The organism is Vibrio sp. TRT 17S01, assembly GCF_050113695.1.
Lineage (GTDB): Bacteria > Pseudomonadota > Gammaproteobacteria > Enterobacterales > Vibrionaceae > Vibrio.
Window position 1 is genome coordinate 133848 of record NZ_JBNJOG010000005.1, and the last position, 15367, is coordinate 149214.

General features: G+C 45.1%; 17 protein-coding genes. 8 read left to right on the plus strand and 9 right to left on the minus strand.

The window, feature by feature from the left end; translation table 11 throughout:
• Positions 1-132 precede the first annotated feature (132 nt).
• The 3 genes from ACQEXS_RS10040 (at position 133) to uxuA (ending at position 3330) form a co-directional block, all read left to right on the plus strand.
• A complete protein-coding gene (locus ACQEXS_RS10040) occupies positions 133-1116 on the plus strand; it encodes a TRAP transporter substrate-binding protein (RefSeq protein WP_427013724.1) in 984 nt (327 codons plus the stop codon).
• A gap of 107 nt (positions 1117-1223) precedes the next feature.
• Positions 1224-2015 carry an FCD domain-containing protein gene (locus ACQEXS_RS10045; RefSeq protein WP_367990231.1) on the plus strand — a complete coding sequence of 264 codons (792 nt, stop codon included), beginning with the start codon at positions 1224-1226 and terminating at the stop codon, positions 2013-2015.
• 133 nt (positions 2016-2148) lie between these two features.
• On the plus strand, positions 2149-3330 hold the full coding sequence (gene uxuA, locus ACQEXS_RS10050; RefSeq protein WP_427013725.1) for a mannonate dehydratase: 1182 nt from the start codon (positions 2149-2151) through the stop codon (positions 3328-3330).
• Positions 3331-3421: 91 nt separating this feature from the next.
• Here uxuA and ACQEXS_RS10055 read toward each other — a convergent pair whose 3' ends face one another.
• The 4 genes from ACQEXS_RS10055 to ACQEXS_RS10070 form a co-directional block, all read right to left on the minus strand.
• A complete protein-coding gene (locus ACQEXS_RS10055) occupies positions 3422-4132 on the minus strand; it encodes a DsbA family protein (protein ID WP_427013726.1) in 711 nt (236 codons plus the stop codon).
• 12 nt (positions 4133-4144) lie between these two features.
• Positions 4145-4645, minus strand: coding sequence for a protein disulfide oxidoreductase (locus ACQEXS_RS10060; RefSeq protein ID WP_427013727.1), 501 nt, complete (start codon positions 4643-4645; stop codon positions 4145-4147).
• A 5-nt stretch (positions 4646-4650) separates the two neighbouring features.
• On the minus strand, positions 4651-6753 hold the full coding sequence (locus ACQEXS_RS10065) for a protein-disulfide reductase DsbD family protein (RefSeq protein ID WP_427013728.1): 2103 nt from the start codon (positions 6751-6753) through the stop codon (positions 4651-4653).
• Positions 6754-6814: 61 nt separating this feature from the next.
• Positions 6815-7192 (minus strand): hypothetical protein, encoded by a 378-nt coding sequence (locus ACQEXS_RS10070; RefSeq protein WP_427013729.1) that lies wholly within the window; start codon positions 7190-7192, stop codon positions 6815-6817.
• 387 nt (positions 7193-7579) lie between these two features.
• Here ACQEXS_RS10070 and ACQEXS_RS10075 point away from each other — a divergent pair, with 387 nt between their 5' ends.
• A complete protein-coding gene (locus tag ACQEXS_RS10075; protein WP_427013730.1) occupies positions 7580-8113 on the plus strand; it encodes a peroxiredoxin-like family protein in 534 nt (177 codons plus the stop codon).
• Between the two features lie 55 nt (positions 8114-8168).
• Here the strand turns inward: ACQEXS_RS10075 and ACQEXS_RS10080 are convergent, their stop codons facing one another.
• On the minus strand, positions 8169-8585 hold the full coding sequence (locus tag ACQEXS_RS10080; RefSeq protein ID WP_427013731.1) for a GNAT family N-acetyltransferase: 417 nt from the start codon (positions 8583-8585) through the stop codon (positions 8169-8171).
• A 435-nt stretch (positions 8586-9020) separates the two neighbouring features.
• Positions 9021-9653 carry a LysE family translocator gene (locus ACQEXS_RS10085; RefSeq protein ID WP_427013732.1) on the minus strand — a complete coding sequence of 211 codons (633 nt, stop codon included), beginning with the start codon at positions 9651-9653 and terminating at the stop codon, positions 9021-9023.
• 344 nt (positions 9654-9997) lie between these two features.
• On the opposite strand from ACQEXS_RS10085, the gene ACQEXS_RS10090 reads away from it, so the two are divergent.
• From ACQEXS_RS10090 to ACQEXS_RS10105, 4 genes are all read left to right on the plus strand, one after another.
• Positions 9998-10627 (plus strand): LysE family translocator, encoded by a 630-nt coding sequence (locus tag ACQEXS_RS10090; protein ID WP_427013733.1) that lies wholly within the window; start codon positions 9998-10000, stop codon positions 10625-10627.
• Between the two features lie 111 nt (positions 10628-10738).
• A complete protein-coding gene (locus ACQEXS_RS10095) occupies positions 10739-11569 on the plus strand; it encodes an AraC family ligand binding domain-containing protein (protein WP_427013734.1) in 831 nt (276 codons plus the stop codon).
• Positions 11570-11654: 85 nt separating this feature from the next.
• On the plus strand, positions 11655-12371 hold the full coding sequence (locus tag ACQEXS_RS10100) for an AzlC family ABC transporter permease (protein WP_427013846.1): 717 nt from the start codon (positions 11655-11657) through the stop codon (positions 12369-12371).
• Positions 12368-12679 (plus strand): AzlD domain-containing protein, encoded by a 312-nt coding sequence (locus ACQEXS_RS10105; RefSeq protein WP_367990242.1) that lies wholly within the window; start codon positions 12368-12370, stop codon positions 12677-12679. The genes ACQEXS_RS10100 and ACQEXS_RS10105 overlap by 4 nt, the downstream gene beginning before the upstream one ends.
• Here the strand turns inward: ACQEXS_RS10105 and ACQEXS_RS10110 are convergent.
• From ACQEXS_RS10110 to ACQEXS_RS10120, 3 genes are all read right to left on the minus strand, one after another.
• Positions 12666-14012, minus strand: coding sequence for a heavy metal sensor histidine kinase (locus ACQEXS_RS10110; RefSeq protein ID WP_427013735.1), 1347 nt, complete (start codon positions 14010-14012; stop codon positions 12666-12668). The genes ACQEXS_RS10105 and ACQEXS_RS10110 overlap by 14 nt on opposite strands.
• Positions 14009-14698 carry a heavy metal response regulator transcription factor gene (locus tag ACQEXS_RS10115; RefSeq protein WP_367990244.1) on the minus strand — a complete coding sequence of 230 codons (690 nt, stop codon included), beginning with the start codon at positions 14696-14698 and terminating at the stop codon, positions 14009-14011. The genes ACQEXS_RS10110 and ACQEXS_RS10115 overlap by 4 nt, the downstream gene beginning before the upstream one ends.
• A 171-nt stretch (positions 14699-14869) precedes the next feature.
• Entirely contained in the window at positions 14870-15256 is a 387-nt protein-coding gene (locus ACQEXS_RS10120; protein WP_427013736.1) for a DUF3316 domain-containing protein, read from the minus strand.
• Positions 15257-15367 lie beyond the last annotated feature (111 nt).

The following is a 15367-nucleotide window of genomic DNA, read 5'->3' on the forward strand; positions in this document are numbered from 1 at the left end:
GGTCAATCAATTTAATTTTTAATTTTGACAACTGGTTTTTTTATCGCCAACAATGGCCTAGAAACAAAATATTTCGAAAGAAAAATAATGCTACCCTACATATTGGACAACCAATCCAAGGAGAACAGAAGAATGAAGACGCGTAAGACTCTTTTAAACGCAGTAGTCGTTGTTGCTATGACCGTTGGCGCCACTGCTTCTGCTTATGCTGCGACTACCTTAAAGCTGAGCCATAACCACCCACGCGACCATGCAGTACATAAAGCGATGGACTTTATGGCAAAAGAAGTTCGTGAAATGACTGATGGAGAAGTGCGCATCCGGATTTACCCAGACGCACAATTAGGCACACAGCGCGAGTCAATGGAACTGATGCAAAATGGTGCATTAGATATGGTGAAGAGCAACGCGGCTGAATTGGAAGCATTCTCTCCGGCATATTCGGCGTTCAACATGCCTTATCTATTCCGCGATAAAGACCACTACTACAAAGTGACAGATGGCGAAGTCGGTCGTGAAATCCTCAACTCTTCTGCAGATAGTGGCTTTATTGGTGTGACTTACTATGACGCTGGTGCTCGTAGCTTCTACACCAACAAACCCATCAATACACCAGCAGATCTCAAAGGCCTAAAAGTGCGTGTACAGCCGAGCCCTTCAGCCATTGCAATGGTTAAAGCACTAGGCGGAAACCCAACACCACTCGCATATGGCGAGCTATACACCGCATTACAACAAGGCGTGGTGGATGCTGCGGAAAACAACATCCCATCATTTAGCTTGAGCCGTCACAGCGAAGTCGCAAAATACTTCAGCTTGGATGAGCACACCATGGTGCCAGACGTATTGGTTATCTCTACTAAGACCTATGACAAGCTAACACCAGAGCAGCAAAAAGCATTGATGAAAGCCGCAGCAGACTCTTCGGAATACATGAAGAAGCTATGGGCTGAATCGGAAGCGAAAGAGCGAGCAAAAGCAGAGAAAATGGGGGTAACGTTTGTTGAACCAAATAAAGCGGCTTTCGTTGAAGCAGTTCAACCAATGTATACCGATATAGAGAAAACAAAACCTGAATTAAATGAACTCATTAAAGAAATCAAAGCCGTTCAATAATTCATAGGATAAGTAGTAGTAAACCATCGAAAACAAGGTGTTACCACGAAGTGGAACATAGAGGTTGACCAATTTCTATTGGTCGTTATGATGGCGTGAGAAGTTAGATGGAATATAGTGACAATATCAGCATGATGCCTTTTGAACCGAAAAGACCGTATCAAGAGATCGGTTTAGTCCTTAGACAAGAGCTAATCAGCGGCCAATATCAGGTTGGTGACAGGCTCCCACCTGAGCGCGATATCTCAGAGCGTCTTGACGTGAGCCGCACAGTGGTGCGTGAGGCAATCATCATGCTGGAGCTGGAAAACCTTGTCGAAGTAAAAAAAGGGTCTGGCGTATACGTGATCAATATTCCATCTCAACCGAACTCTCGTGAGAACGTGATCAGTGATGATGCTGGTCCGTTCGAAATGCTCCAAGCGCGTCAGCTACTTGAAAGCAACATTGCTGAGTTTGCAGCGATGCAAGTGACTCCAAGCGACATCGTAAAAATGCGAGCCGCCCTTGAGCTAGAACGTGATGAACTGGCTCATGGCACCGCAGATTACAACGGTGATGAGAGGTTTCATCTGTGCATTGCAGAGGCAACCCAAAACTCCGTGTTGGTGGACATGCTGAAGCAATCTTGGGCACGACGCGAGAGCAGCCCGATGTGGAAAAAGCTTCATTCCCACATCTCGGGTCAAGACTACCGTAAAGAGTGGTTAGACGATCACGCCAAAATCCTCGCCGCATTGCAACGTAAAGATCCAATCGCTGCAAAAAATGCCATGTGGCAACACCTTGAAAACGTCAAACAACGCCTATTGGCATTGTCAGACATCGATGACCCAGATTTTGATGGCTATCTGTTTAGTTCCAACCCCGTGGTACTTCAGGGTGTAGAACACAGCTAGCCTCATAGCCGACTTCGGTCGGTGTATTTAGTCAGCGCAACTACACTGCAGTAATTGCATATTAAAACAACTGGTGCGTACTTAGCTTGAGAAAGCTGAGCAGGTTGAGTGCGCCTCAATTAAGGTGAGTGTCATGGAACAAACTTGGCGTTGGTACGGCCCAAATGACCCTGTGTCGCTAGACGATATTCGTCAAGCTGGCGCAACTGGTATCGTGAATGCCTTACACCACATTCCTAATGGTGAGGTGTGGTCAAAAGAAGAGATTTTAAAACGAAAAGCGATCATTGAAGAGAAAGGCTTAACGTGGTCAGTGGTTGAAAGTGTCCCCGTTCACGAGGAAATCAAAACTCAGACTGGCCACTTCCAGCAATGGATTGATAACTACAAACAAACACTGCGTAACCTTGCCGAATGCGGCATTGATACGGTCTGCTATAACTTTATGCCAGTTTTAGACTGGACACGTACCGATCTTGAATTTGAACTGCCAGACGGTTCGAAAGCATTGCGATTTGACCAAATTGCCTTCGCTGCCTTTGAGTTACACATCCTTAAGCGCCCGGGCGCAACAGCGGATTACACCGAAGCAGAACAAACACAGGCATTAGCATACTTCAACAACATGTCTGAAGCGCAAATCCAACAACTCACCAGCAATATTATTGCGGGGTTACCGGGCGCAGAAGAAGGTTACACATTAGCAGAGTTCCAAGCCCAGCTAGACCGTTATGCAGCGATCAGCAAAGACAAGCTACGTGAGCATATGGCTTATTTCCTCGCGGAACTGATGCCAGTGTGCGAAGCAAATGGCCTGAAGCTTGCGGTACACCCAGACGATCCTCCTCGCCCTATTCTTGGCTTGCCTCGCATTGTTTCAACCATCGAAGACATTGATTGGCTAACTGAAAAAGTGCCAAGCAAAATGAATGGTTTGACTATGTGTACTGGCTCCTACGGCGTCCGCGGTGATAATGATCTCGTCAAGATGATCAAAAAGCATGGCGAGCGGATTTATTTCACCCACTTACGTTCAACCAAACGTGAAGAAAGCAACCCGATGACATTCCATGAAGCCGCACATCTTGATGGCGATGTGGACATGTACAACGTGGTGATGGCAATTTTGGATGAAGAAAAACGCCGTGCAGACGCGGGCGATCACCGTTTAATTCCTATGCGTCCAGATCATGGGCACCAAATGCTGGATGACTTAAAGAAAAAAACCAACCCCGGCTATTCAGCCATCGGTCGCTTGAAAGGTTTAGCAGAAGTTCGCGGCCTTGAAATGGCATTGAAGCGCGCATTTTACTAAAAAATAAGCTAGGGCATAGCAATGCCCTAGCTTATCAGTAGTCAACACAATTCGTTTCTCTGCTCACTACAAAGTGATTAGAGAAGTACGATTAGCTTTGTTCCAGTTTACTTTTCACTACTTCAACCAACTGCTCGTAAGGAACATAACCTGGCAGTACTTGATCTCCGATGATCATTGCCGGTGTTCCACGCATGCCAAACGCACTAAAGAGTCCGTAGTTTCGCTTAACCACAGATTCACTCTCATCTTCAACTTTCAAGTATTGCTCGGTGCCAGTTGCTTTCGCGATTTTCTTCAATGACGCGCTGTTATGCGCGCCCGGTTTTTTCAGCAATAACTCAGATACTTTTGCGTAAGCCGCTTTATCATGCTTCCAAACATTAAGTGCATAACTTGCTGAACTGATGTCGCTCCCCTGCTCTTTCAGCGGAACTAATAAGTTCACCACTTTCACACCCTTCACGTCTTTTACAATACGCTCTAGTACTGGGTCGAGTTTTTTGCAGTAAGGGCAGCTGAAGTCCGTCATATTCACGATAGTGAGTTTTGGATTGGCATCACCCAGAGTTGGATGAGATGCATCGTTGATGTACGACTGGCTGCTTTTAAGCAACATTTCAAATTGTTGAGTCTGTTTGATGTACATCGCCAAGCTTTCATATAACCCATCAATCACATCAGGATTTTCTTTTAACATGGTGACGATCTGCTCAATTTTCTGGTCTGTATCATTTTGTGCAAATGCACCTGTACTAAATAACGCCGTCACAGACAGCAATAAGACAAAAATACGTTTCATAATAAGTTCCAATTAACTTAACCAAAGACGAGCAAGCAGTCCGATAGGAGTCGTCACTCCGGTCGTTACTGATTTGATCTCGCCATTTTTGACGATAAAAATGGTTGGAGTAACACCAATCTGCCAATTTCTCGCATGTTCACCATGGCGATCATTAATATTGGCAAACTGATACTCTTTCGCTGCTAAATACCGATTCACACGCAGGTCTTCGCCCGATGAAAGGGATACACCAATCACCGAATAATGCTGACTTAACCAGTTCACGGTTGGGCTCACGAATCTGCATGCCCCACACCACGTCGCCCAAAAATACACAATAACCGGACGTTCATGACTCATTGATAATAAGTCTGCTGACAACTCATATTGAGTATGACCAGCAAGAGGTGGCGCGGTTTGGGAAGGTAAATCTTGTCCTCGATACCAATCCACTGCCACAGAAATCACTAAAGCAAACAGCCCCCACACCGCGATTTCCTTTAGCCAGCGCGTCGCTGTTTTTCGTTTCATCTAAGCTATCCTCCTGCTCGGCTTAGCGCATCCATAACCGATTCCTCACTCAAAATGACAGGCAATGGAATCCCCTGTGGCGCATTCGGTCCATAGACAATATTAAAGGGCACACCATAACGACCGTGAGATTGAAGAAAATCTGTCACTTTACCTTCTGGGTGTGTCCAATCTGCTTCAATCGGCACGACATTTTGGTGATTCAATGCGTCGTACACGGGGTTTTGCAGTAACACGCCAATCTTGTTGGCTTTACAGGTAACACACCAATCCGCTGTTACATTGACAAACACAGTCTTACCTTGTTCCACAGACTTTGTAATTATTTCGTTAGACAGTGGCTGCCATGCTGGTTCTTGCGGGAGTGGTGTCACCCAATGTTGAGCAGTAAAGCTCCCCAAAAGTAAACCACCCACCGTCAGCAATAACGCGCTGCCACCCGCCACCGCCATGACTTTGTTGCCATACACCCGTTGAGATCTAAGCAGCATCCAGATGAACAAGCTTGCTGCAATGACGACAACCCAGAAGACTGGTAGGTGGTTCGCAAGTAACGACAACAACCAGAGACTTGTGAGTAGCATCATGCCACCAAACAACCACTTCACTTTGTTCATCCAGTTTCCCGGCTTAGGCAGTAGGCTTGCAATCGATGGCATTGCAGCAACCAATAACCAAGGCATTGACATCCCCAACGCTAACGCTGTAAAAATCACAAAAATTGTGACTGAATCAGCGCCCAAAGCGAATGCAACCGCCGTACCTAAAAAGGGCGCCGAACATGGTGTTGCCAACAGTGTTGCAAACATTCCCTGAGTAAAGTGACCAAGGTAAGAGCTGTCCCCTTTCGCTGCCATCCACGTATTGGCATTTGATGAAAGGCGGATCTCAAACAGTCCGAGCATGTTGGCACCAAATAGCGCAGTGATCGCGACCATAACGCCAATAAACCAAGGGCTTTGGAATTGAATGCCCCACCCGACCATCCCACCAGAGAGTTTTAACAAAACTAAGAACAGCGCAAGTAACCAAAATGAGGTCACAATACCTGCTGATGAAGCAAGGAACTGCCATCGAATCTGCTTGCGAGCTAAGCCCTGCGCAGAAATAACGCCACTCAACTTCATGCCAAGTACAGGCAGGACACAGGGCATCACATTGAGGATCAATCCGCCCAGTAGTGCAATGAGAAACATCGAAGCCAAAGAATCTTCACCCGACAGCCTTGGTACAATCACCCCACTGCTCACTGAAATTTTTTGTTCTGCCAGGAAGTTATCATCTTTGATGGTCATATTGAGCTGCTCGTTATCAAGCTCAGGATCTCCCAACCAACTGTCCACGGTGAGTGTGGCTATCAGTTTTTGACCATCTAACTGTATTTCTGGCTTAGAAAAGTGATAATCCAATAGTTTTTCACTGTCCCCATCCACCAATATTTCCGGATTCGTCCATCCTGTAGCGCGCTCAGCCACGAGTTGAATTTGCTTTGTCGATGGCTCCCACACTGCCGCTAAGGTCTTGATATTTGGCGATGCTTGAGGAACATGGCTCATCGCTTGCGCATGTAAATGCACTTCCTTGCCAGAAAGCGTCAGCTGGTTTGGCGTAAACTCAAGCTTGATAGGATAATCTGTCAGTACACAGACCGTTGTGCAGGTCGATAAGGTCAACGTCGCATCCAACACTACAGGCTGTGAAAAATCTTCCACCTGTAACGTCATTGGGAATACGATATCCCCTTTATAACCAACGGTTTCAATTCCTAGCAATTCAAAGCGTTGTGGAAATGGCCAGTGCCATTTCTCGGCTGTAAAATTGCGTGAATTTTTCCAGTCTATTGAGGGTGCTATCCCTCCTTCTCCTGGCGAACGCCAATAGGTTTTCCAGTCACCCGTCAACTCGACTTCCAAAAAGCCTTCAACGGTTTTTTTACTGCTATCGACCTGTCCAGTAAGAACAAAACGCGTCTTCACCGGCGGGTGCTCAGGTTGGTTCAACCATCCAGTTGAAACCACATCGGCCATACTCACGAATGAATAGAATGTAAGGACGAGAGCAAGAACAATGCGCGTCGTACCACGCAGAGATTTAAATAAATGAGTCATATGTACTCCAAAAAATAACAAACAGGGTTAATCACTGCTCTTTCAAACAGTGGCTTCGTTGTTATTCTCTAAAGACACAGAAAGTGAGATGAAGCCGGCCTTTATAGGGAATTGGCTCTGTAAAACGTTGAAAAGAAACATAGTAAGTGAGTAACCATGCGATAAGTACAAACGCAAATATAAAGCCTGTGACAACAACATCATCAAGGTGATGCTGCTGTACCTGAATCAGGTGCTCTGAAAGATCGCACTTTTTACTCACGCCATCTTGGTCACTCTTTACTTTCTGGACGGAATCCTGAGCAACGTTTTGAATAGTTTGGTATTTAAGCTCACAGGCACTAACCGCACCGACATTTTGCCCCAGACACAACAACACAACCCAACAAACTAGTGCAAGGCTCAATCGTGCTGATTTTTCTCTGTCGACAAATTTCATAAGAGGTTAATGTGTCACTTTCAATAATGGACGCGCAGACGATAATACAATTGCCCATAAACAAAAGTAAAATCGATGCAAAGTTTCATGAAAACAAGCCCAGATTAGGCACCTTTTACGATAGAAAATCAACCAAACAACACCCTTTGAGTGGCGTGTTCTCAATTCAATTGCTTGATGATCCTGCCAGTTATTCCAAAAACGCATAGGTACTAGTCGTTTTTGATCAGTTTTAGTCGTTTTTATTTACCTCTAATATCCATTCCAAGCTACAACAGTTCAGCACAAGGTTCGCGAATACATTTCTGGCTAACCAAGGTCTTAATCAACTACAACTTAATTCCCATCAACATAAGTAGTTCGAGTTGTACTCTTGAGGATTCAATAATGACAACAAACAAATTTGAGGCCGGTGGCCTTTTCCCATCAATCACTCTTCCTACCTTTAATGGTGGCAGCATTGAGCTTGGCTCTCCATCACAACCAGCAGATTGGCGCCTAGTGGTTGTCTACCGCGGCAAGCATTGCCCACTTTGCACTCGTTATTTGAATGAACTACAGGAATTGAAAGAACGGTTTCTCAAACTCGGTATTGATATCGTTGCAGTATCAGCCGATAGCCAAGCCCAAGTTGCTGCGCACATGGAGAAGCTGTCTGTCAATTTTCCGATTGCGTATGGGCTTAGTATTGAGCAAATGAAGACGCTAGGGCTTTATATTTCATCCCCACGTTCTGAACAAGAGACTGACCATCCTTTTTCTGAACCGGGAATCTTTGTTGTGAACGACAAGGGCCAAGTGCAAGTTATCGATGTTTCAAATGGCCCATTTGTGAGGCCAGATTTAGCCACGCTATTGGCTGGATTGGAATTTATCCGTAATCCAGAAAACAATTACCCAATTCGGGGCACCTACCTATAAGTTTTCCACTCTACAGCTATGCGCAAGTAACCAAAAAAGAGGTTACTTGCGATCATCACAACGCCTTTTGTAAGAAGATTTTATCGATGCCTTTCGTAGGAAATCCGGTATAGCGCCCCACTTCTTCAAAGCCCAGCTTGAGGTAAAAATCACGCGCCTGAAATGTGTAGGTATCAAGGTACAAATGCGTTACCCCTTTAGCCTTCGCCTCTTGTTCTAAATGCTGCATGATCTGACGACCTAAGCCAGATTGACGCGCAGACTCATCAATCCAGAAAAATTCGACAAATAATGTATTGGTGAAGACTTCCCCAGTTAGGCCTCCGATGGTGTCACCATTGTCATCCGTTGCTATACACGCAATGCTTTCAATATCTTCATCAGGGAAATGACGCATGTTAAACGCTTTAAGACCGTTGTAGATCGTATCTTTGATGTTTTTAGGTGGGTTGACCAAAAAATGAATTGCCATATCAATTCCTTATGCTCGGGGTGAGAGTCAGTTCCTGTTGAGGGTATAAACAATATCGACCAAGCTCAATATCTCAAAGACAGGAAAAGTGAGCTAGAGCCAATATGTGGGTATGTTCAGCGAAAATAGCACACAAAAAAGGCCAAACAATGTTGGCCTTTAGCTAGGGTCTGTCGATCTTTCGCGGTTAAATTTTGTTCGAGTTCTATGACTTTTAATCGCGACGCAAGGTGTGACGCCTAGTCATTCTAAGCAAATACCTTGCAACAAAGAGTAAAAGGCATAGAAACGAACCCTTTGGGCAGCATTTGTGGCTTATTTTTACTGCGTTATCACTCATTGATGTAGAGCAATTACACCGAATAAGCTCTGCCTTGTATAAAGAACCCACAAATTGCTGCAAAAATCATCTCGAAAGATCAACAGACCCTATGGTTAGCTGGCAAATGAACTGAGCATCCAGAGCGCCAGTAAAATAAAAATGGCCCCCATAAATTTATGCTGATAGGTACGAAAACGTGCATTTTCTAATAACGGTTTACCAAGCGTGCCCACTAGCGCAACTAATACTAGGTTAAACGCCAAACCAAGCACATTGAGGAGCAACCCCAAAGCAAGCATCTGTTCACCTGATGTTGCCGTAATATTGCCCGAAACAAACTGGGGCAAAAACATCACAAAGAATACCAGAGCTTTAGGGTTCAATAGATTACTGACCAACGCTCGCTGGTAAAATGTGGTCGCCATTTTCCCCTCAGAACCAAGCTCAGGAGTTTCCGCCGCCGTGGCCCGTAAACAATCCCACCCCATCTTCAATAAGTAGGCACCACCTAATAAATGCAGTGCTTTTAAGGCTAATGGGCTCATTGCAATCAGTGCGGATACACCAAGCGCAGCAAGGAGAGTTAAGATCACACCAGAAGTGGCGTTACCTAAGCTGGCAAAAATCCCGACGCGACGGCCATAACTCATGCTTGAGCTGGCGATCAGTAACATGTCAGGCCCAGGGAGTAACAGCAGCGCGATGACAGCGGTTAAATAGACCGGAAGAATAGAGATATCGATCATTGTTATAATTTATTGGAACAAAAAAGAGGCGAGATTTTATATCAACGAAAACACCCAATCCAGCAATACCTACCAATAAAAAACAAACACACAAAATTAACAACTAAGATCTAGTAATTTCATTAAGTTGCCACCATTTCCAACAAAATCAGTGGATGACTTAACATAAATTTTATAAATCATTGCATCATGACATAAGCGGCGTATATTGAGATTGTCTCTACGATAGGAAAAAGTTATGTGCACGTGTTGTAACCGCTGCCCACCAGCGCAATAAGAAATAACGCTTCTCGCTATAACAACATGCGCGTGTTTTACGCGTCGGTTTCTTATTGGAGTTTTTTATGACTATCGACACTCTGCTAGCCTTTGGCAGCATCGTCTTCTTTTTGGCGGTGATCCCTGGCCCTAATGCACTATTGATCCTTTTTACCGCACTGACTCAAGGTCGATCTCAAGCACTGGCGAATATTGTTGGTGTGGCAGTTGGCTTCCTTGTTCATGCTTTTATCTCTGCGAAAGGACTAAGCCTACTACTTGCCCAGTCGACAATGGCTTTTTCTATCTTTAAATGGGTGGGAGTGCTTTATCTGATTTGGTTAGGTATCACTAATTTACGCTCTGGCTTTCGACTATCCACAACCCAGTTCCAGCCAACGCCTGACGTCCGTCAGCGTAAACTCGGTGAAAGCTTTCGCAAGGGGTTATTAACGAATTTGCTCAACCCAAAGATCGTACTGTTTTACCTCTCGATCTTTCCGCAATTTGTGCCCCCGGAGCATTTACTGCAACAGAGCTTAGTGCTTGGTGCACTGCAAGCCGTCATCGTGGCAAGCTGGTTTATCTTTCTGATCATCTTCGCGACGCGAGTGAAATCATTCCTGACCACGCCAAAAACCAGTAAATGGCTAAATTACATCAGTGGTGCCCTGTTTATTAGTTTTGGTTTGGGCCTAGCAAATTCACGTCTGTAATCACTCATGCGCTTTCTATAAAACTTTATTTTGCAGAAAGCGCAATTTTGTACAAAATCTTTACATCAGGTTACTCTAGACTGTCAAAACCAAGGGACATCAGGCGTAACCATGAGCAAAACCTCCAATCCGAAAGAATCTGCCAGCTTCCAGATCGCGCAAGAGTTTGGTGGCCTTGAGTTGCTCGATGCCAAGTACACCCATCAGAACTTTTCCCGTCATAGTCATGAAGGTTATACCATTGGTGTCATTGACAAAGGCGCACAACGATTTTATCGCACAGGTGGCAATCACATAGCCCCGCAAGACAGTATTATTCTGGTTAATGCTGATGAAGTGCATAATGGTCAAACCGCAACCGAAGGCGGTTGGGAATACAGAGCCATGTACCCACTACCGGCGCAGTTCCAAGCGCTTACTGAAGGCTTAGGGTCCGATCTTGGTATCCCGTATTTTCCAGAACCAGTCGTATATGACCCAGAGCTTGCCCAGCAGCTTAGGCTGGTTTTTCATACTCTAAAACATTCTGAAAATCGCTTACTCCGGGAAACCTTGGTGTATGGAACCTTAGTCAAGCTTATCAGCCGTCATGGCAAGCGTCGTCAGCACTATCAACCGAAAAACAATGGCCAGCATCAACTACTGCTGGTCAAAGAATTCCTTGATGACTTTCCACAGGCCGACATCTCTTTGGAAGAACTCAGCCAGTTAGCTGGGCTTAGCCCGTATTATTTGGTTCGAACCTTTCAAAAAGAGTTCGGTTTACCGCCGCACGCCTATCAAATTCAAGCACGGCTGCGTTTCTCAAAACAATTATTGAAGAGTGGTAAGAAGATCTCTGATGTCGCTCAGGAATCTGGCTTTCACGATCAAAGCCATTTCCACCGACACTTCAAACGCGCTATGGGCGTCACACCGAAACAGTACCGCCAGTCACTTTAATGTCTGGCCTAAGCAATTTTATACAAGCGGTAACTATCACGTTTTGCCATTCTGTAGCGAAACACAACAACATCATCTAAATACTATGGATACCATGACTATTTCTTCACCACACATCGGACGTAAGCAATTATTCTGGCAAGGTACGATAGCCATGCTTCCTTTGAGTATTGCGGTTCTTCCTTGGGGGTTGCTGGCTGGCTCGTTTGCGATAGATGCGGGATTAAATCCATTTGAGAGCCAAGCGCTTTCAGCCATTCTGTTTGCAGGCTCAGCGCAACTGGTTGCTACTGGTATGCTCAAAGCTGGTGCCAGTATCACCACGATGCTTATCGCAACCTTTTTTATTACATCTCGTCATTTGCTCTACAGCATTTCAATGCGCAAGACCATTAGTCCACTCCCTTTGAAGTGGCGCTTAACTTTAGGTTTTTTACTCACTGATGAACTGTTTGCCATTTGTGGTCAACAGTCAGAAAAGCAATTTAACCGCTGGTATGCCCTTGGTGCAGGGCTGAGTTTTTATTTATGCTGGAACTTAGCCACTTTAGTCGGGATCATCGCTGGAAGTTACATCCCCGCGATGAACGAATTAGGGTTGGAGTTTGCTGTCGCCGCAACGTTTATTGCCATTGTCATCCCCACCATCAAAAACAGTGCGGTTTTAGTTTCAGTGATAGTTGCTCTATTGATCTCTGTGATCTGCGCTTACCTTAAGATCGAGTCAGGACTGATGTTTGCCGCTCTTGGTGGCATGTTCGCTGGCTACTTCATCGAAACCATGAAAGGAGGTCAGCCATGATCATGCTATCCATCCTCGCCATGACGGCTTTGGTCTTTCTCAGTCGCTACCTCTTTTTGGAACCGAAGCTGCCGCTCAAACTCAATCCTCAGGCACAACGACTGCTAAGCTATTCTGGCCCTGCCGTTCTAACAGCAATTTGGGCTCCGATTGTGTTTCTGCCACACGATAACGAACTTTGGCTTAGCCCGAATAACCCTTACCTACTTGGAGCAATACTTGCGGCGGTAATTGCGTGGAAAACCAAAAATGTGTTGCTTACTACCCTCATCAGTATGACAGCATTTCTTATCTTTAAGCTTTGGTAGGCAACCAGAGCTTAAACTCGGTGATGCCCTCTTTTGAGTCCACGCGTATCCAGCCTTGATGCGCTTCTACAATGGAGCGCACGATAGCCAAACCAAGTCCAGCCCCTACGCTACCACTGTGTTGCCGTGATTTATCAGCACGATAAAAGCGATTAAAGATGTAAGGGAGATCATCAGAGCTGATCGTCTCGCCTTGGTTGATAAAAGACAAAATCACCCCGTCACAAGACTCTACAACACTAACAAAAACAGTACTGCTTTGTGCGGCGTGACGGATGGCGTTTGAGAGTAAATTATTGATTACCCGAGCCATCATCGCTTTATCCGCCGTCACCCATGCTTGGCCGATAACTTCAATTTGGATCGCCTCTTCTTCTGCCATAATGCCGTAATAGCTGGCACTTTGTGCCATCAGCTCTCCGAGCTCAAACACCTGTTCTTGTTTACTTAACAGCCGGTTTTCTGATTTTGCTAGATAAAGTGTGTCATTAATGGTTTTACTTAGACGTTCAATTTCTTCAAGGTTTGAGCACAACGCATCTTGATACTCTGCGACAGAGCGCTCTCGAGATAGAATCACTTGCGACTGCGTGGTGATGTTCGCCAAAGGGGTTTTCAGTTCGTGAGCAATGTCAGAGGAGAAGTCACTTAGCCGCTGAAACCCTTGTTCTAACCGATCGAGCATTTGGTTGTGGCTCATAACAAGCTGTTGGAGCTCTTCAGGCAAGGAGTGGTCATCTAGCCGATTATCCATGTTTTCCGTATTAATTTCGGCCAAATGAGACTGCAATGTCGACATGGGTTTAAACCCTCGACGAACAATGGCGTAACAAGCGAATGCAATAAAAAGGCTTGCCGCCGACATGAGTGTGAGCAAAATTCGTTTAAGGCTACGATAAAATTCAAGATGATGATCAATCGACAAGCCAAGCAGGGCTTTTTTATATTTTGGGTCATCCAATGTATACAGCTTGGTACGATAAGTGACCCCTTCATAGCTCCAATCGTTAACACGGCGAGCATCATTCAGAAGTGCGTCTGACACCAATGCCGTGGAGTTTTGGTAGATCAGCCCCTCATTATCCACCAGCCAGATCACTACGTTGTTTTTCACGAACAGTTCAAACATCGTTTGGCGTGTATTCACTGGCTGTTTCATCAGTTCCACTAACACATCGTGCTTTTGATTAAGAAACTGAGTATCTTCTTTGACAAAGTGCTGCTTGACCATCAATTGCGCAACCACGCCAATCAAGCTCAATACCAGAACAGAGGTCACAAAAAACATCAGCATTAATGAACGCTTCATCGAAGATTGTTTTAATGCCTTCATACTGGCGATTCCAGTTTGTACCCCATTCCTCTCACCGTGTGTAGCAACGGCATATCAAAAGGCTTATCAATTTTAGCTCTCAGCCTTTTCACAGCAACGTCGATCACATTGGTATCGCTGTCAAAATTCATATCCCAAACTAAAGAGGCAATGGAGGTGCGAGTCAGTACTTCACCCTCTTTCTGCATAAATAGCTCAAGTAACGCAAACTCTTTTGCTGTCAAAGCGATTGGCTGCCCCTGACGTTTAGCCGTACGTTTAAGTAAATCCAGTTCCAAATCACTCACTTGCAACGTGTTGCTTTCATGTATATTGGAGGATGTTGCCGATGTGTGCCGCAATGCATTTTGCACTCGTGCAAGCAATTCTGCGAAGGCGTAAGGTTTGATCAAATAGTCATTAGCGCCCAAATCAAATCCTTTGACCCGCTCTTCTATTTGATCTTTTGCTGTCAGCATGATCACTGGAACCATGATCCCTGAGCTTCTTAATGTTTGTAATACCTGCCAGCCATTGAGCTTTGGCAACATCACATCCAGAATGATCAGGTCGTATGGCAGCGTTGTCGCTTGATATAAACCATCCACTCCATCACGAGATAAATCCACCGTATAGCCAGACTCAGACAAACCTTTTTGAAGGTATTGCCCTGCTTTCAATTCATCTTCTATAACCAGCAATTTCATCGCGAGCCACTCTTATCTGATGGGGTCATTACAAGGCGTTGAATATAACAAATGAGCCTTTTTCAGACTCATAAAATCTCCTCAACAAATCTCAAGGCTCCCTCCTAGAGGTAATTTCCTTGAGATTGTTGAGCATGAAACATGATGAAAGCGGTATAACGACGACTACCCTTAGTTGTTGTCGTCACGCTCTAGGTACTGGTAAGTCACATTAATTTTACCGACATATTCCATTTCACCTTGGCCGTTCATACGCTCGTCTACGGTAATGTATGCGTTATCTTTAAGGCGAACACTGTTTGCTTCACGTGGTGTGGTAACCCAGATATTCAGAGCACGGCGCAAGTCACGAGTTGAGCTTGCCTGAAGGTCTTGCAGTTCCTGATATGCGCTATCAAATGCAGCTTGTTTACTCTCTTGTGCCGGTGTAAACAATGACGTTGAAGACGTGCGATTGATGTAGCCACCACTTGAAAGTTGGGCACCTTGAGATGCAAATGCACCCGTACTTAGGACAGCGAGCGTGGTAACAAGTGTTAGTTTTTTCAGTGTGTTCATCGTATTTGCCTCTAGCAGAGCTGTTGTTTTGTTGAGGCCATAATGCCCTTTCAGCTCTGACAAATACCGCTCACTAACATGACAATTTTGTCATGTTTGCATTAGGGTCTG

Excerpts from the sequence above, each read along its gene's own strand:
- uxuA (WP_427013725.1), top strand. The coding sequence starts at position 2,149 with ATGGAACAAACTTGGCGTTGGTACGGCCCAAATGACCCTGTGTCGCTA.
- ACQEXS_RS10120 (WP_427013736.1), bottom strand. The coding sequence starts at position 15,256 with ATGAACACACTGAAAAAACTAACACTTGTTACCACGCTCGCTGTCCTA.
- ACQEXS_RS10060 (WP_427013727.1), bottom strand. The coding sequence starts at position 4,645 with ATGAAACGAAAAACAGCGACGCGCTGGCTAAAGGAAATCGCGGTGTGG.
- ACQEXS_RS10045 (WP_367990231.1), top strand. The coding sequence starts at position 1,224 with ATGGAATATAGTGACAATATCAGCATGATGCCTTTTGAACCGAAAAGA.
- ACQEXS_RS10080 (WP_427013731.1), bottom strand. The coding sequence starts at position 8,585 with ATGGCAATTCATTTTTTGGTCAACCCACCTAAAAACATCAAAGATACG.
- ACQEXS_RS10040 (WP_427013724.1), top strand. The coding sequence starts at position 133 with ATGAAGACGCGTAAGACTCTTTTAAACGCAGTAGTCGTTGTTGCTATG.
- ACQEXS_RS10105 (WP_367990242.1), top strand. The coding sequence starts at position 12,368 with ATGATCATGCTATCCATCCTCGCCATGACGGCTTTGGTCTTTCTCAGT.
- ACQEXS_RS10100 (WP_427013846.1), top strand. The coding sequence starts at position 11,655 with ATGGATACCATGACTATTTCTTCACCACACATCGGACGTAAGCAATTA.
- ACQEXS_RS10055 (WP_427013726.1), bottom strand. The coding sequence starts at position 4,132 with ATGAAACGTATTTTTGTCTTATTGCTGTCTGTGACGGCGTTATTTAGT.
- ACQEXS_RS10070 (WP_427013729.1), bottom strand. The coding sequence starts at position 7,192 with ATGAAATTTGTCGACAGAGAAAAATCAGCACGATTGAGCCTTGCACTA.
- ACQEXS_RS10085 (WP_427013732.1), bottom strand. The coding sequence starts at position 9,653 with ATGATCGATATCTCTATTCTTCCGGTCTATTTAACCGCTGTCATCGCG.
- ACQEXS_RS10090 (WP_427013733.1), top strand. The coding sequence starts at position 9,998 with ATGACTATCGACACTCTGCTAGCCTTTGGCAGCATCGTCTTCTTTTTG.
- ACQEXS_RS10065 (WP_427013728.1), bottom strand. The coding sequence starts at position 6,753 with ATGACTCATTTATTTAAATCTCTGCGTGGTACGACGCGCATTGTTCTT.
- ACQEXS_RS10110 (WP_427013735.1), bottom strand. The coding sequence starts at position 14,012 with ATGAAGGCATTAAAACAATCTTCGATGAAGCGTTCATTAATGCTGATG.
- ACQEXS_RS10115 (WP_367990244.1), bottom strand. The coding sequence starts at position 14,698 with ATGAAATTGCTGGTTATAGAAGATGAATTGAAAGCAGGGCAATACCTT.
- ACQEXS_RS10095 (WP_427013734.1), top strand. The coding sequence starts at position 10,739 with ATGAGCAAAACCTCCAATCCGAAAGAATCTGCCAGCTTCCAGATCGCG.
- ACQEXS_RS10075 (WP_427013730.1), top strand. The coding sequence starts at position 7,580 with ATGACAACAAACAAATTTGAGGCCGGTGGCCTTTTCCCATCAATCACT.